Below are 13,285 nucleotides of genomic sequence, written 5' to 3' on the forward strand. Positions count from 1 at the left end.
CGGCATTCAAGGGCGGGCGATAAGGCATTCACTTCGGTCGCCTAATATGAATGGCGATGACCACGATCAAGCCACGGCGCTCGCCAGGCGGCAGGTGGGCCGACCGCCTGCTCGCCGAGGGCAGCGACCCCGACCCGCGCTTCACCCTCGCCAACGAGCGGACGTTCCTGGCCTGGATCCGCACGGCGCTGGCGTTGATCGCGGGCGGCATCGGCGTCGCGCTCGCCGGCGACTTCGCCGAGCCGGCGCTGCGGCAGGGCCTCGCGGTCGGCTTCGCCGCGACCGGCGCGCTCGTCGCCGCGCTCGCGTTCCGCCGCTGGCTGCGCACCGAGCGCGCCCTGCGCCGGGACGAGACGCTCCCGCCGCCCGCGCTCGCGCCGATCATGGCCTACGGCATCGCGGTCGCCGCGATCGTCCTGCTGGTGGCCGTGCTGGTCACCCGGTGAAACTCTGGGACCGGGGGGCGCAGCCGGAACGGACGGCGCTCGCCTGGTCGCGGACCACCCTCTCCCTCATCGTCGTGGGGCTGCTGTGCGTGCGGGTCGCGCCCTCGGCGCCCGGCGCGGCCGTGGCGGCCGCCGTCGTCTGCGGCGGCGCCGCGCTGCTGGTCCGCCGCAACCGGGTGAGCCTGCGGCTGCGGAGGCACCGGCTGCCCGCCGGCCACGGCGCGGCCGACCCGGTCTCCGTGCTCGTCATGACGGGCCTGGCGACGCTGCTGGCCGTCGTGGTGCTGCTCTTCGCCCTCTCCTGAGCCATGCGTGTCGCGCATGGCACCCGTGCGAAGTCTTCGCTGGTGTCATGTCTCTGCGGCACTTAACGTCGATTCCGCCATGACAAGAATCGCTTTTCTCGGACTGGGCCGCATGGGCGCCCCAATGGCCGGTCGGCTGTACGCCGCCGGTCACGACCTGACCGTCTGGAACCGGACGCCCGGCCGGGCGGCGGCGCTCCCGCGCGCCGCCCAGCGGGCCACACCCCCGGGCTCGGTAGGCTCGGGCGCATGCCCGGCAGCCGCCCGTTCGTCAGCCTGGCGACCGACTTCGGCGCCGCGTACACGTCCATCTGCGCGGGGGTCGTCTACACGATCGCGCCTGCGGCGAACGTGCTGGTGCTGAGTGACGAGATCACCCCGTTCGGCGTCCGCGAGGGCGCGATGCTGCTCCGGCAGGCGCTCCCGTACCTGCCGGTCGGCGTGCACACGGGGATCGTCGACCCCGGTGTCGGCACGCGGCGCCGCCCGGTCGCGGTCGAGACGGGACGCGGGGACGTGCTCGTCGGCCCCGACAACGGGCTGCTCGTCCCGGCCGCCGAACGGCTTGGCGGCGTCGTCCGCGCGCACGCGCTGGAGAACCCGGAGTACCGCCTGCCGGAGGTGTCGGCCTCGTTCCACGGCCGCGACATCTTCTCCCCCGCCGCCGCGCACCTCGCCACCGGCGTGGACGTGGCCGATCTCGGCGCCCCGGTCGACCCGCTGCCGCTGGACGTCCCGCCACCGGCGATCGTGGACGGGGAGCTGACGGCCCCCGTCCTCTACACCGACCGTTTCGGCAGCCTGATCCTGGGCGCCGAGCCCTCCGACCTGGCCGCCGCGCTCGGCGACCTGCCACCGGGAACGCCGCTGCGGGTCACCTGGGAGACCGGCACCGCGCGACTCACGTTCGAGGAGACCTTCGGCGGCGTCGCCCCGGGCGAGCCGCTCCTGTGGACCGACTCGTCCGGCTGGCTGGGCCTGGCCGTCAACCAGGGCTCGGCGGCCGGCGCGCTCGGCCTCGGCGGCGCCGAGGCGGTCACGGTGCGGCTGGCACACTGAGCGGCGTGGCGTTTCTCGATGTGGTCGCATGGGTCGAGGTGTCGGACGGGCGGATGCTCGCCGTCCGGTCCCGGGGGCGTGACCTGCTCTACCTGCCCGGCGGCAAGCGCGAAGCCGGGGAGGACGACTGGTCGGCGCTCTCCCGCGAGGTCCGCGAGGAGCTCGCGCTCGAACTGGACAGGGCGTCCTTCCGGGAGCTCGGCGTCATCTGGGCGGCCGCCCATGACCAGCCTGGCTTCTCCCGCGTGCGGATGGCCTGCTTCACCGCCGCCCACCGGGGCGCCATGACGCCGACCGGCGAGGTGGACGAGTACCTCTACGTGGGGCGCGACGACCGGCACCTGCTCGCCCCGGCGTCCCAGGCCGCGCTCGACCTCGCCGGAGAGCGCGGCCTGCTCAGCCCGTGAGCGCGAGGCCGCTGCCGATGCCGAGGACCAGCGAGAACAGCGCGGTGACGACGGCGACCGCCGTCGCGCCGCGCGCCGGACGGGACGGCCCGTCCGGTCGCCGGAACAGCGGGACGATCCAGCGCAGGTAGTAGAACACGCTCGCGACCGTGTTCACGGCGGCGAAGACGGCGAGCCAGAGGTAGCCGCCGTCCAGGGCCGCGCCGAACATCAGGACCTTCCCGACGAACACGGCGGTCGGCGGCGTGCCGACGAGGCCGAGCAGGCAGACGACCAGCGACAGCCCGAGCGGCGGGGAGGCGCGCATCAGTCCGGCGTATCCGGCCAGGTCGTCGCGCCCGTGGGCGAGGACGACCGCGAACGCGCCGAGGTTCGTCACGGCGTAAGCGGCGACGTAGTACAGCAGCGCGGGCTCGGCCAGGCCGGTGCGTCCCGCCATCGCGACCGGGACGAGCAGGTAGCCCGCCTGGCTGACGGTCGAGTACGCGAGCAGCCGCCGCACGTTGTCCTGCCCGAACGCGGCGAGGTTTCCGAGCGTCATCGTGGCCGCCGCGATCACGGCGACGAGCGCGGGCCATCCGGCGGCGCCCGCTGGGAGCGCCTCCGCGCCGAACCGGTAGAGCGCGGCGAACGCCCCGATCTTCGGGACCGTCGTGACGAACGCGGCGATCGCCGGTGGGGCGCCCTCGGTCACGTCCGGCACCCAGAAATGCCCGGGGACCGCGCCCGCCTTGAACAGCAGCCCCGCGAGCAGCGCGACGACACCGGCGGCGACCGCGACGGAAGGGGCGCCGGCCAGCCCGGCGCGCAGGGCCGGATACGCGGTGCCGCGTCCCACCCCGGACAGCACCGTCACCCCGGCGAGCATGAACACGCCGAGCAGCGCGCCCATCAGGTAGTACTTCAGCGCCGCCTCGGTCCCGGGCCCGTCCTCGCCGAACGCGGCGAGCGCGTACGCGGGGATGCTCGCCAGCAGGTAGCCGGCGACCAGCACCAGCAGGTCGGACGAGGCGCCCAGCACGATCGTCCCGAGCGCCGACAGCAGGATCAGGACGTAGTGCTCGCTCTCCCGGGGATGGCCGCGCACCCGCCCGGCGGCCAGCGGCAGCACGCCGAGCGTCGCGCCCAGCACGGCGATCCGGGTGACGTGCGTGATCGGGTCGACGAGGAACGCGTCGAACACCGTCAGGTCGGCGCGGGTCGCCGCGACGCCCGCGACGGCCAGCCCCGCGAGGAGTCCCGCCGCGCAGATCACCGCGACCCGCCACTGCCGTTCGCGGGGCAGGAAGAGCCCGTTGACCAGGCCGAGCACGGCCGCGATGAGCACGCACAGCTCGGGGGCGAGGTCGGCGGGATTCTCGTTCATCACCGTCCCACCAGCGCGACGACGGCGGCCGACAGCGGCTCGATCGTGCCGAGCAGGCCGCCCGGCGCGACGCCGATGAGCAGCGACAGCGACAGCGGCGGGGCGAGCGCGGCCAGTTCGGGCCGCCGCACGTCGGTGACCCGCGCGGTCAGCTCGCCCGGCGGCCCGAGCACGGCCCGGTGCAGGACGCGCAGGAACAGCGCCGCGGTGATCACGATCCCGGTGATCGCGAGCGCGCCGGCCACGGCGGCCGCCGCCGTGCCGCTCCCGATCGTCCCGGCGAGGATCTGGAACTCGGCGATGAACCCGGACAGGCCGGGCAGCCCCAGCGACGCGAACGCGGCCACCGCGAACAACCCGGCGAACACGGGCGCGCCACGCGCGAGTCCGCCGAACCGCGCGAGGTCGTAGCTCCCGGCCCGGTCGTACAGGACCCCGCACAGCAGGAACAGCGCGCCGGTGACGAGCCCGTGGCTGACCATCTGCGTCACCGCGCCCGTCACCGCGAGCCGCCGGGCGTCGGCGTCGCCGGAGGCGTACCCGGCCGCGCCCAGCGCCAGGACGATGTAGCCCATGTGGTTCACCGACGTGTAGGCGACGAGCCGCTTGACGTTGTCCTGCGCGAGGGCGACCAGCGCCCCGTACAGGACGCCGGCCAGGCCGACGATCAGCACGGCGAGCGCGTGGCGGCGCCAGGCGTCCGGCAGCATCGGCATCGCGATCCGGACGAGCCCGTACGTGCCCATCTTCAGCATGACCCCGGCGAGGATCGCCGACCCGGCGGCGGGCGCGTCGGTGTGCGCGGGCGGCAGCCAGGTGTGGAACGGGACGACGGGCGTCTTGATGCCGAGGCCGATCCCGACGGCGAGGAGGGTCAGCCCGGCCAGGCCGCCGCGCAGGGGCGGGTGGCGGGTCAGTTCCACCATGTCGAACGTGTTGGGGTCGGCGCCCAGGTAGAGGCCGATGAACCCCAGCAGCAGGATCAGCGATCCCAGGAACGTGTAGAGGAAGAACTTCAGCGCCGATCGCGACCTGTCACCGTGCCCCCAGAGCAGGATCACGAAGTACATGCCGACGATCGACAGGTCGAAGAACACGAAGAAGAGCAGGAGGTCCAGGGCCGCGAACAGTCCGAGGCACACCGTCTCCAGGAAGAGGAACAGCATCGCGAAGGCCCGCACCCTATGCGTCTGCCTCAGCGAGTACACCGCGCACGCCGCGAACAGCACGGCGGTCAGGGCGAGCAGCGGCAGCGAGAGGCCGTCGACACCGACGTGGTACCCGGCCCGGACGGACGGGATCCACCGCACGTTCGTCTCGAACGACACGCCGTCTCTCGTCCCATGCGAGACCCACATCCAGGAGACGAGGGCGACCTCGGCGAGGCTGGCGCCGATCCATGTCCACGGCACCGCGCAGCGCGGGACGGCCGGCAGCGCCACCGCGACGGCGAGCGGCAGGAAGATCATCAGGGTCGGCATCGGCTCACCCGGCCAGGACGGCGATGGCGACGAGCACCGCGAGCACCACCGCGGCCTGCGCGTAGTACATATGGATCTGCCCCGTCTGCGGGCGGCGGGCCAGCACGGCGAGGGTCCGGGCGGCGCGGGCGACCACGCGGGTGAGGCCGTCCATGCGGATCTCGATCCGGCGCCCGGTCAGGCTCGCCGCCCACCTGCCGCCGCGTGCGACGCCCCGGACGGACCCGTCCACGACCCGGTCGTCGAACCGCGCCAGCGCCCGCGCGACCGCGAACGCCGGACGCACCACGGCGGCGCCGGCGGCCCGCTCCAGATACAGCCACTCCGCCGCCCATCCGGGGGCCGGAACCCGCCGGACGAACCCCACCGCGGCGACCGTGATCAGCGCCAGCGTCCCGGAGAGGGCGAGTACCCGCGTGTCGGTGCCGCTCTCGTCCGGAACCCCGAGCAGGCGGCGCCACGCTTCGGCCGCCACCGGGAGCCCGAGCACGCCGAGCACGCCCGCCGCGAAGGCCAGCACGACCAGCGGGACCTGCCCCAGGACGGGTACCCGCACCCCGCCCCCCTCGGCCGGGCGGAACACCGCGAACAGCGCCTTCGCCGCGTAGGCGGCCGAAACCACCGAAGCCGCAAGGCCCACCGCGAGCAGGCCGGGTGGCAGGCCGGCCAGCACCTCGTCCTTCGTCACCCACAGCGACAGCGGAGGGAGGCCCGCCAGCGCGAGCGCCCCCACCGCGAACGCGGCGCCGACCAGCCGGTGCCGCCGGGCCGCGCCCCGCAGCTCGTCCAGCCGCTGAGTCCCGAGCGCGACCAGCCACGCGCCGGCGCAGAGGAACAGCAGGCTCTTCACCGCCGCGTGCGCGACCAGCTGGGCCGTCCCGGCGCCCACCTCGCCCGCGCCGGCCGCGAGCACCATGAAGCCGATCTGCGCGCACGTGGAGGCGGCGAGAAGCTGCTTGAGGTCGCGCTGGGCGAGCGCGACGGCACCAAGGACCAGGGCGGTCACCGCGCCCGCCCAGGCCACGAGCGCGTCCGCCCAGCCGGTCGCGGCCAGCAGCGGATGGACGCGCATCAGCAGGTAGGCGCCGGCCGCGACCATCGTCGCCGAATGCAGCAGAGCCGACACCGGGCTCGGCCCCGACATGGCCCGCGCCAGCCAGAACGAGAACGGAAGCTGCGCCGACTTCCCCAGCGCGGACACCGCGATCCCGGCCGCGATCAGGTCCCGCCACGGGCCGTCCGCCTGCGCCAGCGCGTCCAGCCTCAGCGAGTGGGCTCCGGCGAGCGCGAACCCGGCGGCCGCGTAAAGCCCCATGTCGGCGGTCCGCGTCGTCAGGAACGCCACATCCGCCGACCGGACCCGGTCCGCGTCCGACCACGCGTAGCCGATGAGCGCGTACGACATCGCGCCCATGACCTCCCAGCCCATCAGCAGCATGAGCAGGTCCGTCGCGGTGACCGTGACCGCCATCGCCGCGGCGAACAGCACCATCAGCCCGTAGAAGCGGGCGCCGTACCGCTCCCCCGCCGCGAACACGAGGACCGCCGCGAGGACGACGGCCAGGGTCACCAGCAGCACGGCGGACAACCCGTCCACCGCGAGCCCGCCCAGCCGAAGGCTCATCCGCGCAGATCCCCCGCGTCGTCGGTCATGTCGACGTCCCGGGCCCGGAACAGCGCGGTGACGACGGCGAAGCCCATCGCCATCTCCAGCGCCATCACGGTGATTGCGACGAGCACGAGGACCTGCCCGTCCGCCAGGCCGGGCGACACCCAGTGCCAGAACCCGGCCGCCGCGACCACCACACCGTTGATCATGAGTTCCAGGCCCATCATCACCATCACGACCGACTGCTGCGACAGCGCCCCGAACAGCCCGACGCAGAACAGCGCGGCGGCCAGCAGCAGGAACGTCTCAAGCGTCACGGTCGTACCGTCCCCGATGCGTCGCCAGCACCACCGAGGCGATCATGGTGGCCAGGATCGCGATCCCGATCACCATCATGACCAGCATCTTCGGCCCCATGATCGACTCACCGAGCGCGAACGTCGGGTCGCGGGGCGGGCGTCCCGCGCGCTCCGGCCACGGGATCGCGAAGATCCCCGCCGCCAGCGCCGCGAACACCGCGCCCGAGATGCCGAACGCGCCGCGCCTGTTGTGCAGCATGGACATCGGCATCAGCCCGGCCGGATTCATCATGTACATGACCATGAAGACGGCCATCACCAGCATCTCCATGATCATCATCAGGATCACCAGGACGCCGAGGTAGTGCAGGCCGACGAGCAGCAGCTCCGCGCCCACGCACAGGAAGGACGCGAGCAGCGCGAACGTCGCCCGCGCCATCGAGTCGACGGCGAACACGGTGACACCGGTCCCCACCGCGGCCACGGCGAGCACCCAGAACGCGACGGCCTCCACGGCATCCCTCCCTCAGACGACGACGATCCCGACGACGAGCATCTGCAGCACCGCGGCCGGGATCAGCACCGTCCACGCCGCCGTCATGGCCCGGTCCATGCGCAGCACGGGCACGCGCCGGCGCGTCCACACCAGCAGGGCGAGGACGGCGCACGTCTTCACCAGGGACCACAGCCATCCGGGCAGCAGCGGGCCCGCCCCGCCGCCGAGGAACAGCGGGACGGCGACGGCCGCCCCCACCGCGAGCAGCCCGTACCGCCCGGCCTGGAAGACGAGCCGGTCCGGCCCGGACAGCTCGGCCATCGCTCCCCCGGCCAGGTCGGCGCCCACCGGATGGCCGAGCGGACCCCAGAACGCCATCGCCGGGACCGAGATCAGGTAGACGGCGAACGCGACCGGCATCCAGACGGCGAACCACAGCCCGTCCTGCGCCTGCGCGACGACCCGCAGGTCGAGCGAGTGCGCGCCGAGCGCGGCGGTGACGAGCGCGAACATGTGCGGCAGCTCGTAGGCGAGGCCCTGCGCGACGAACCGGTACCCGCCGGCCAGCGCGTACGCCGAATTGGCGCCCCAGCCCGCCAGCCACACCGACCCCCAGGCGACGACCTCCATCGCGTTGAACCAGACGACGCCGACGCCCGTCCCCACGGCCGCGCGCTCGCCGAACGGCACGACCAGCGCCGCGAGCGCCGCCGCCACCGGCAGCGAGACCACCCCGATCCCGGTCAGCAGCCGGTCGGCCCTCGCCGTGACACGCCGCTGCATGGTCAGCAGGCGCACGGCCTCCTGGAACGGCGCGGCGGGACGTCCCGCCAACGCGCCGCTCAGCACGGCCGCCGCGACCGCCAGCACGCCGAGGACGGCGACCTCAATCATCGATCGCCCCGAGGTCCGGATCGAGGCTCGCCACGATCAACCGCGCCTCGGCCAGCCCGGCGCCTTCGAGCAGCGAGGGCAGCGCCTCAAGCGCCTCCCGTGCGGACGCGCGCGAACCGTCCGCCCCCTCGATCTCCCGGAGCCAGCCCTCGACCCGCTCCCGCACACCACCGACGTCGCGCATCATCCATCGCAGAGCGGGCGACCGCCGGACCTTCCGGGCGAACGACCTGAATCGCGCGGCCGGCGCACCGTCCAGGGCCTCGTCGCGCAGCACGGCGGCCCGCTCCCCCGCCGCCTCCCACCCGGCGACGCGCAGGAACCGCGAAAGGGTGTCGAGCCGGGCCGCCACTCGCCTGTCCTCCGTCCAGAAGGTCCCGTCCGCGCGGTCGACGACGGATACCTCCGCCGACTGGACGACGTCCCCCTGCAACGTCAGATCGACGCGCAGCCCAGCGGGCCAGTACGGCAGCACGGGCCCGAGCGGCACATGCAGGACGTCGAGCCGCAGCCCGTCCCGGTCGTCCGCGCGGTCGGCCATGGCCGCGTCCAGCTCCAGCGGAGGGCGCTCGCCACCGGTGGCGCCGTCCAACCCCCGGGTGCGCGGCTCCGGCATGTCCCGCCAGACGGTGTCGACGGCCGCCTCCAGCGCCGCCCCCGGATTCCCGCAGACGACGAGCATCCCCGTCTCGGCGGGCGACAGCGCGGGACGCCACCGGCGCCGCCGAAGCTCGGCCTCGACCGCGAGCCTGTCCCTCGTCCCGTCCGCGGCGGACACGACGAGCGGGCGCGGGTCGCGTCTCAGGCCCACCGCAGCGCCCCCTCCCGCCACGCGTACAGGACGCCGACCAGCAGCAGCGCGAGGAAGGCGAACATCTCCACGACGGCCTTCGCGCCCACGGAAGCGACGACGAGCGCCCACGGGAACATGAAGACCATCTCCATGTCGAAGGCGAGGAACACCATCGACACCGCGTACCAGCGCACGTGGTACCGCGACAGCGCGTGCTCGGCCGGGCGGGCCCCCGAAAGGAACGGGCCGGCCTCGAACGCGCGCGGCGCGACCGCGAACGACACCGCGTAGACGGCCGCGATGACCGCCGCCACCAGCCCGAGCACCGACAGGACGACGGCGTACGGCGGCATCACGACTCCCGGTGGACGGCTAGTCCGCCTCTACCTGATCGGGACGGCCGCGAAACATCGCCTCATCACCGGGCCGGGCGCGCACGACGGCGGCCGGCGCGAGCGGTCGCTGCTAGCGGTTCCGCTCCCGGTCGGCCGCGGCGGCGGCGAGGATCATCTCGTCCACGACCCAGCGGGCCCGCGGGGACAGGTCGACGAGGGCGCGCAGCACCTCCGGCCGGATCACGCCCTGCTCGACGTCCCGGCGCAGCGCCTTGATCGTCAGGTCGTCGCCGATGGGCTCGGACTCGCCGGCGAACCCGAAGAACCCGATCGGCACGCCGAAGAACGTCGCGAGCGCCGTCAGCGTCTTGAGCTGCGGGTTCTCCTGCCTGCCCGTGCGCAGCTTCCAGACGGTGGTGGACGAGATGTCCTCCCCGGTGGCCTGCGCGATGGCGGCGGCGGTCTCCACGTTGTTGCGCGGCGGTCCGGCGTCCGCCGGCCACAGGTTCTGGATCAGCCACTCCACCTTCTCGGCCAGCGACGCCCCCGGCGAGATCCCGTCCACGTGCTCCCGCATCATGCCCCTCCCCATGCCAATGATTTTAGTTGACCACATCCCTCCTCGTCAGCCAATGACACGCGACCGCAGGGCCGCGGAAGTGGGCATCACCACACGCGAAACGGCATGTTCTCACGCGGTCCCATGCGGGCCGCGTCTTCCGGTGGTCAGCTCCCCGGTCAGAGGACGGCGACGCCGCTGAAGTGCGGGACCTCCGCTTCGCGCCACGGAGACGGGTCGGGACGCCACCGCGAGCACGACACCACCCCCGGCTCCAGCAGCCGGGTGCCGGTGAACAGCGTCTCGATCTCCTCGGGGGACCGGGCGCGGATCGGCGTCCCGCCGCGCTCCATCACCTCCCGCACCGCGCGGCGCATCGCCTCGCCGTCCAGTTCGTCGGTCGTGGCGTCGCAGGTGTGCGAGATGACCAGGTGACTCCCGGGGGCGAGCCCGTCGAGCAGATCGGCGACGAGCCGCCGGGCCTCGCCGTCGTCCAGGATGTGGTTCAGCACGCCGAGCAGCATGAGCGCGACCGGGCGCCCGAAGTCCAGGGTGCCGGCCGCCTCGGCGAGCACCGCCGACGTGTCCCGGATGTCGGCCTGGATGTAGTCGCACGCGCCTTCGGGACTGCTCGTCAGCAGCGCACGCGCGTGCGCGAGCACCAGCGGGTCGTTGTCGACGTAGACGATCCGGCTGTCCGGCGCCACGCGCTGGGCGACCTCGTGGGTGTTGTCGACGGTGGGAAGGCCCGTGCCCAGGTCGAGGAACTGCCGTATGCCCTGCGCGACCAGGAAACGCACCGCGCGGCCGAGAAAGGCCCGGTCCTGTTTGGCCGAGACGGCGATCCCGGGCAGGATCCGCAGCACGGCGTCGCCCGCCTCCCGGTCCACCGGATAATTGTCCTTGCCTCCCAGCCAGTAATCCCAGATGCGGGCCGAATGCGGCGCGCTCGTGTCGATCTCCGGTGGCGGCATCTCCGGCATGCGCTGGCTCCCTCAGACGACGGTGATCACTGCCCATCCTTCCCCAAATACACGGCCCACGCGAAGCCCCAGGCCACCTCGCGCCACATCGCCGATTTCCCTTCTGAAGGAGCCGGAAGTCCGCCAGCATGGGCGGTGGCACCCGCCGGCCCGCTCAAGGAGGTTCGCGTGTACCTGGAGGACGACCATCCCCTGTGGGAGCAGCGCAGCGGCGGTCCCGGTCACCACGGCCCCGAATGGCTGCCGGGCGACGAGGCCAGGGCGCTCCGCTGCTGGGAGGCGCTGGACGAGAGGGGGCGCGAGATCCTCCTGTACCTCATGCGCCACAGGGCGCACAGAATCCACAACACCGAGATGGTGCAGGAACTCCGTCTCGATCCCGAGGAGACGAAGAATCCGGCGAAGGTGCTGGCGGGCTCCCTCCAGGGCATGGCGGACGCGAGTGAGGCGGCGGGCCGCCGCTTTCCCTTCTGCTGGTGGGAAGGGGACAACGGCGCCGACTATGGCATCAAAGACGAGACCGCCGACATCTTCGAGAACGCGCTGAAAGCTTCGGAAGTGGCGAAGTCGCCGGGCAAGGTGATCGCCCTCAACTCGTCCGCCGATCAGGTCCAGCCTCTCGTTCGGTGCCTGGACGACGTTCTGAACGGCACCGACGTGCGAATGGTGCTGGGTTCTGCGTGCACGACCGCGCTGAGGGCCGTCCAGCAATTCGTCGCGGCCCTGCAGCTGCCTTACGAGGCCGCGCAGGGATGGAGGGAACTGCTGGAACACCTGCGCGACCGGTCCACGTCGATCCGGCAGTGCGTCGTCGTCGCCGACGCGTGCCAGATGCTCAAGCACGAGGACCACGACGTGTGGGTTGAACTCGTGAAATCCCTGCATGGCGGCCCGTACGCTCTAGCCGACGGCTGCTCTACCCTCGTCCTGGTCGACGGACGCGTCGCATGGGGCGACTGGGGGTTCGGAGAATTCGCGGCCATCCGTCCGCGCGCCGGACTCGGGGAGCGGCTGCTATCAGGGCGGCCAGCAGGACCGGGCCCAGCGCGAGGCTGAACAGCACGTCGGTGAGCCAGTGCTCGTCCGCCAGCGTGAGCGCCGCCCCGGCGACGCAGCCGGTCACCAGCGGGATGTTTCGGCGCCACCGCTGCGGTAGCCGGACGGCGGGGAACGCGACGACCAGCAGTTCGAGGATGAGCCAGACGAGCACGAACGCGTTGAGGGTGTGGCCGGACGGATAGGCGTCCCCGCCGGCGAACAGCACGTCGGTGCCACTGACCGGATAAGTCCGGGGGATCACCGCTTTCAGCCCGGTCTGCAGCAGCGACAGCACGATCACGATCACCACGCTCAGCACCGCGTAACGGAGCGCGCGCGTCCGCACCGTGGCCACGACGGCCAGCGGCATGATGAGCAGCACCAGGTCGCCGCGCTGGCCGAGCTTGGTCGCCACGTGCACGGCCGTGAGCCACCCGCCCCGGACGTGCGCGTCGCAGAACTCGTGGACGGTCCAGTCGAGGTGCCTCAGCGGGCCGTCGAGGAGCACGTCCACGGTGACGAGCACCATGATCCCGAAGAGCAGCGCAATCGAACTCCACCGCACGGAAGGATCATTCCCGCCGCGCCGCCTCTTCCCACGTCAGGGCGTCAGGATCGGGCACGGCCCGCACACTGTTCATGATTCGAGCTCCTCGTGGACGTGGGGATCGTCCACGGGCCCTTACCCAAGCCGCCCGGCATCTCCCACCGGCGGCGGCGAACCCCGCGCACAATCGAAAAACCGCAGGTCCGCCGGGAAGGCGGCCTGCGGTTCCGTTGTACCCCCGAGCGGATTCGAACCGCCGTTACCGCCTTGAGAGGGCGGCGTCCTAGGCCACTAGACGACGGGGGCCAGACCATGCACCCGAGCGATCCCCCGCTCGGGCCTCGCCCAGCCTACCGGACGCCGCCCCCCACCACGAACACGATTCCCCCTCAACGCAGACAAGGCGCCGGACCCGCGAGGACTGGCGATGCGGCCCGTCTCCGTCTGATGCGCCCGTCTCCGTCTGACGCGGGCACGTGATGCTCTGGGTCGGAATCCGGGACGGACGATGCGCGTCACTGACTTCCTCGAGAGCTCGCGGAGAATGGCCTCGCGCATAAGCACAGACCATCGCAAGGGCGAAGCCGGACATCAAGGGTTCCAGGAGGCCGGCCTCTGGAAGAAGCCACGAGGCGGCGAAATCGACCGGAGGCCGATGAACGGCCTCG

The 13,285-nt window shown here is 72.8% G+C and carries 16 protein-coding genes, 1 tRNA gene and 1 pseudogene; 6 read left to right on the plus strand and 12 right to left on the minus strand.

The genetic code is table 11. The features are described 5' to 3' along the window. Positions 1 to 56: 56 nt before the first annotated feature. The 5 genes from SM418_RS24975 to SM418_RS24995 all read left to right on the plus strand — a co-directional run bounded on the left by SM418_RS24975 (position 57) and on the right by SM418_RS24995 (position 2,217). Positions 57 to 446 (plus strand): YidH family protein, encoded by a 390-nt coding sequence (locus SM418_RS24975; protein WP_371943588.1) that lies wholly within the window; start codon positions 57 to 59, stop codon positions 444 to 446. Further along, positions 443 to 751 (plus strand): DUF202 domain-containing protein, encoded by a 309-nt coding sequence (locus tag SM418_RS24980; protein WP_371943589.1) that lies wholly within the window; start codon positions 443 to 445, stop codon positions 749 to 751. The genes SM418_RS24975 and SM418_RS24980 overlap by 4 nt, the downstream gene beginning before the upstream one ends. Before the next feature lie 79 nt (positions 752 to 830). Continuing rightward, on the plus strand, positions 831 to 1,115 hold the full coding sequence (locus SM418_RS24985; RefSeq protein ID WP_371943590.1) for an NAD(P)-binding domain-containing protein: 285 nt from the start codon (positions 831 to 833) through the stop codon (positions 1,113 to 1,115). Beyond that, complete coding sequence (locus tag SM418_RS24990) at positions 1,001 to 1,810, plus strand: SAM hydrolase/SAM-dependent halogenase family protein (protein ID WP_371943591.1); 810 nt, start codon at positions 1,001 to 1,003, stop codon at positions 1,808 to 1,810. Before SM418_RS24985 ends, SM418_RS24990 begins: the two co-directional genes overlap by 115 nt. Before the next feature lie 5 nt (positions 1,811 to 1,815). Further along, positions 1,816 to 2,217 carry an NUDIX hydrolase gene (locus tag SM418_RS24995; protein ID WP_371943592.1) on the plus strand — a complete coding sequence of 134 codons (402 nt, stop codon included), beginning with the start codon at positions 1,816 to 1,818 and terminating at the stop codon, positions 2,215 to 2,217. On the opposite strand, the gene SM418_RS25000 is transcribed toward SM418_RS24995, so the two are convergent. The 10 genes from SM418_RS25000 to SM418_RS25045 all read right to left on the minus strand — a co-directional run bounded on the left by SM418_RS25000 (position 2,207) and on the right by SM418_RS25045 (position 11,032). Continuing rightward, positions 2,207 to 3,583, minus strand: coding sequence for an NADH-quinone oxidoreductase subunit N (locus SM418_RS25000; protein ID WP_371943593.1), 1,377 nt, complete (start codon positions 3,581 to 3,583; stop codon positions 2,207 to 2,209). The genes SM418_RS24995 and SM418_RS25000 overlap by 11 nt on opposite strands. Further along, positions 3,583 to 5,064 carry a complex I subunit 4 family protein gene (locus tag SM418_RS25005; protein WP_371943594.1) on the minus strand — a complete coding sequence of 494 codons (1,482 nt, stop codon included), beginning with the start codon at positions 5,062 to 5,064 and terminating at the stop codon, positions 3,583 to 3,585. Before SM418_RS25005 ends, SM418_RS25000 begins: the two co-directional genes overlap by 1 nt. Positions 5,065 to 5,068: 4 nt before the next feature. Continuing rightward, on the minus strand, positions 5,069 to 6,688 hold the full coding sequence (locus SM418_RS25010) for an NADH-quinone oxidoreductase subunit 5 family protein (RefSeq protein WP_371943595.1): 1,620 nt from the start codon (positions 6,686 to 6,688) through the stop codon (positions 5,069 to 5,071). Then, positions 6,685 to 6,990 carry an NADH-quinone oxidoreductase subunit NuoK gene (gene nuoK, locus SM418_RS25015; RefSeq protein ID WP_371943596.1) on the minus strand — a complete coding sequence of 102 codons (306 nt, stop codon included), beginning with the start codon at positions 6,988 to 6,990 and terminating at the stop codon, positions 6,685 to 6,687. The genes SM418_RS25010 and nuoK overlap by 4 nt, the downstream gene beginning before the upstream one ends. Then, positions 6,980 to 7,486 carry an NADH-quinone oxidoreductase subunit J family protein gene (locus SM418_RS25020; RefSeq protein WP_371943597.1) on the minus strand — a complete coding sequence of 169 codons (507 nt, stop codon included), beginning with the start codon at positions 7,484 to 7,486 and terminating at the stop codon, positions 6,980 to 6,982. The genes nuoK and SM418_RS25020 overlap by 11 nt, the downstream gene beginning before the upstream one ends. Before the next feature lie 12 nt (positions 7,487 to 7,498). Continuing rightward, positions 7,499 to 8,362, minus strand: a complete 864-nt coding sequence (locus tag SM418_RS25025; protein WP_371943598.1) for an NADH-quinone oxidoreductase subunit H — start codon at positions 8,360 to 8,362, stop codon at positions 7,499 to 7,501. Then, the gene (locus SM418_RS25030) at positions 8,355 to 9,173 is read right to left on the minus strand and encodes a hypothetical protein (protein WP_371943599.1); all 819 of its coding nucleotides are present in this window, start codon (positions 9,171 to 9,173) and stop codon (positions 8,355 to 8,357) included. The genes SM418_RS25025 and SM418_RS25030 overlap by 8 nt, the downstream gene beginning before the upstream one ends. Next, entirely contained in the window at positions 9,164 to 9,508 is a 345-nt protein-coding gene (locus tag SM418_RS25035) for an NADH-quinone oxidoreductase subunit A (protein WP_371943600.1), read from the minus strand. The genes SM418_RS25030 and SM418_RS25035 overlap by 10 nt, the downstream gene beginning before the upstream one ends. Positions 9,509 to 9,620: 112 nt before the next feature. Next, positions 9,621 to 10,082: a helix-turn-helix domain-containing protein gene (locus SM418_RS25040; RefSeq protein WP_371943601.1), complete on the minus strand. Its 462-nt coding sequence runs from the start codon at positions 10,080 to 10,082 to the stop codon at positions 9,621 to 9,623. Between the two features lie 146 nt (positions 10,083 to 10,228). Then, entirely contained in the window at positions 10,229 to 11,032 is an 804-nt protein-coding gene (locus SM418_RS25045) for an SAM-dependent methyltransferase (RefSeq protein WP_371943602.1), read from the minus strand. Between SM418_RS25045 and SM418_RS25050 the strand changes: the two are divergent. After that, positions 10,988 to 11,572, plus strand: a pseudogene (locus SM418_RS25050) (DUF6416 domain-containing protein); the annotation flags it as partial. The gene SM418_RS25045 and the pseudogene SM418_RS25050 sit on opposite strands and share 45 nt — an antisense overlap. A 376-nt stretch (positions 11,573 to 11,948) precedes the next feature. On the opposite strand, the gene SM418_RS25055 reads toward SM418_RS25050, so the two are convergent. Both SM418_RS25055 and SM418_RS25060 read right to left on the minus strand, forming a co-directional pair. After that, positions 11,949 to 12,635 (minus strand): phosphatase PAP2 family protein, encoded by a 687-nt coding sequence (locus SM418_RS25055; protein ID WP_371943603.1) that lies wholly within the window; start codon positions 12,633 to 12,635, stop codon positions 11,949 to 11,951. Positions 12,636 to 12,850: 215 nt separating this feature from the next. Further along, positions 12,851 to 12,923 (minus strand) — tRNA-Glu (locus SM418_RS25060). Positions 12,924 to 13,285 lie beyond the last annotated feature (362 nt).

It is taken from the genome of Actinomadura chokoriensis (genome assembly GCF_041463665.1).
Classification (GTDB): domain Bacteria; phylum Actinomycetota; class Actinomycetes; order Streptosporangiales; family Streptosporangiaceae; genus Spirillospora; species Spirillospora chokoriensis_A.

Excerpts from the sequence above, each read along its gene's own strand:
- SM418_RS24975 (WP_371943588.1), top strand. The coding sequence starts at position 57 with ATGACCACGATCAAGCCACGGCGCTCGCCAGGCGGCAGGTGGGCCGAC.
- SM418_RS24985 (WP_371943590.1), top strand. The coding sequence starts at position 831 with ATGACAAGAATCGCTTTTCTCGGACTGGGCCGCATGGGCGCCCCAATG.
- SM418_RS24990 (WP_371943591.1), top strand. The coding sequence starts at position 1,001 with ATGCCCGGCAGCCGCCCGTTCGTCAGCCTGGCGACCGACTTCGGCGCC.
- SM418_RS25000 (WP_371943593.1), bottom strand. The coding sequence starts at position 3,583 with ATGAACGAGAATCCCGCCGACCTCGCCCCCGAGCTGTGCGTGCTCATC.
- SM418_RS25005 (WP_371943594.1), bottom strand. The coding sequence starts at position 5,064 with ATGCCGACCCTGATGATCTTCCTGCCGCTCGCCGTCGCGGTGGCGCTG.
- SM418_RS25010 (WP_371943595.1), bottom strand. The coding sequence starts at position 6,688 with ATGAGCCTTCGGCTGGGCGGGCTCGCGGTGGACGGGTTGTCCGCCGTG.
- SM418_RS25025 (WP_371943598.1), bottom strand. The coding sequence starts at position 8,362 with ATGATTGAGGTCGCCGTCCTCGGCGTGCTGGCGGTCGCGGCGGCCGTG.
- SM418_RS25035 (WP_371943600.1), bottom strand. The coding sequence starts at position 9,508 with ATGCCGCCGTACGCCGTCGTCCTGTCGGTGCTCGGGCTGGTGGCGGCG.
- SM418_RS25040 (WP_371943601.1), bottom strand. The coding sequence starts at position 10,082 with ATGGGGAGGGGCATGATGCGGGAGCACGTGGACGGGATCTCGCCGGGG.
- SM418_RS25045 (WP_371943602.1), bottom strand. The coding sequence starts at position 11,032 with ATGCCGGAGATGCCGCCACCGGAGATCGACACGAGCGCGCCGCATTCG.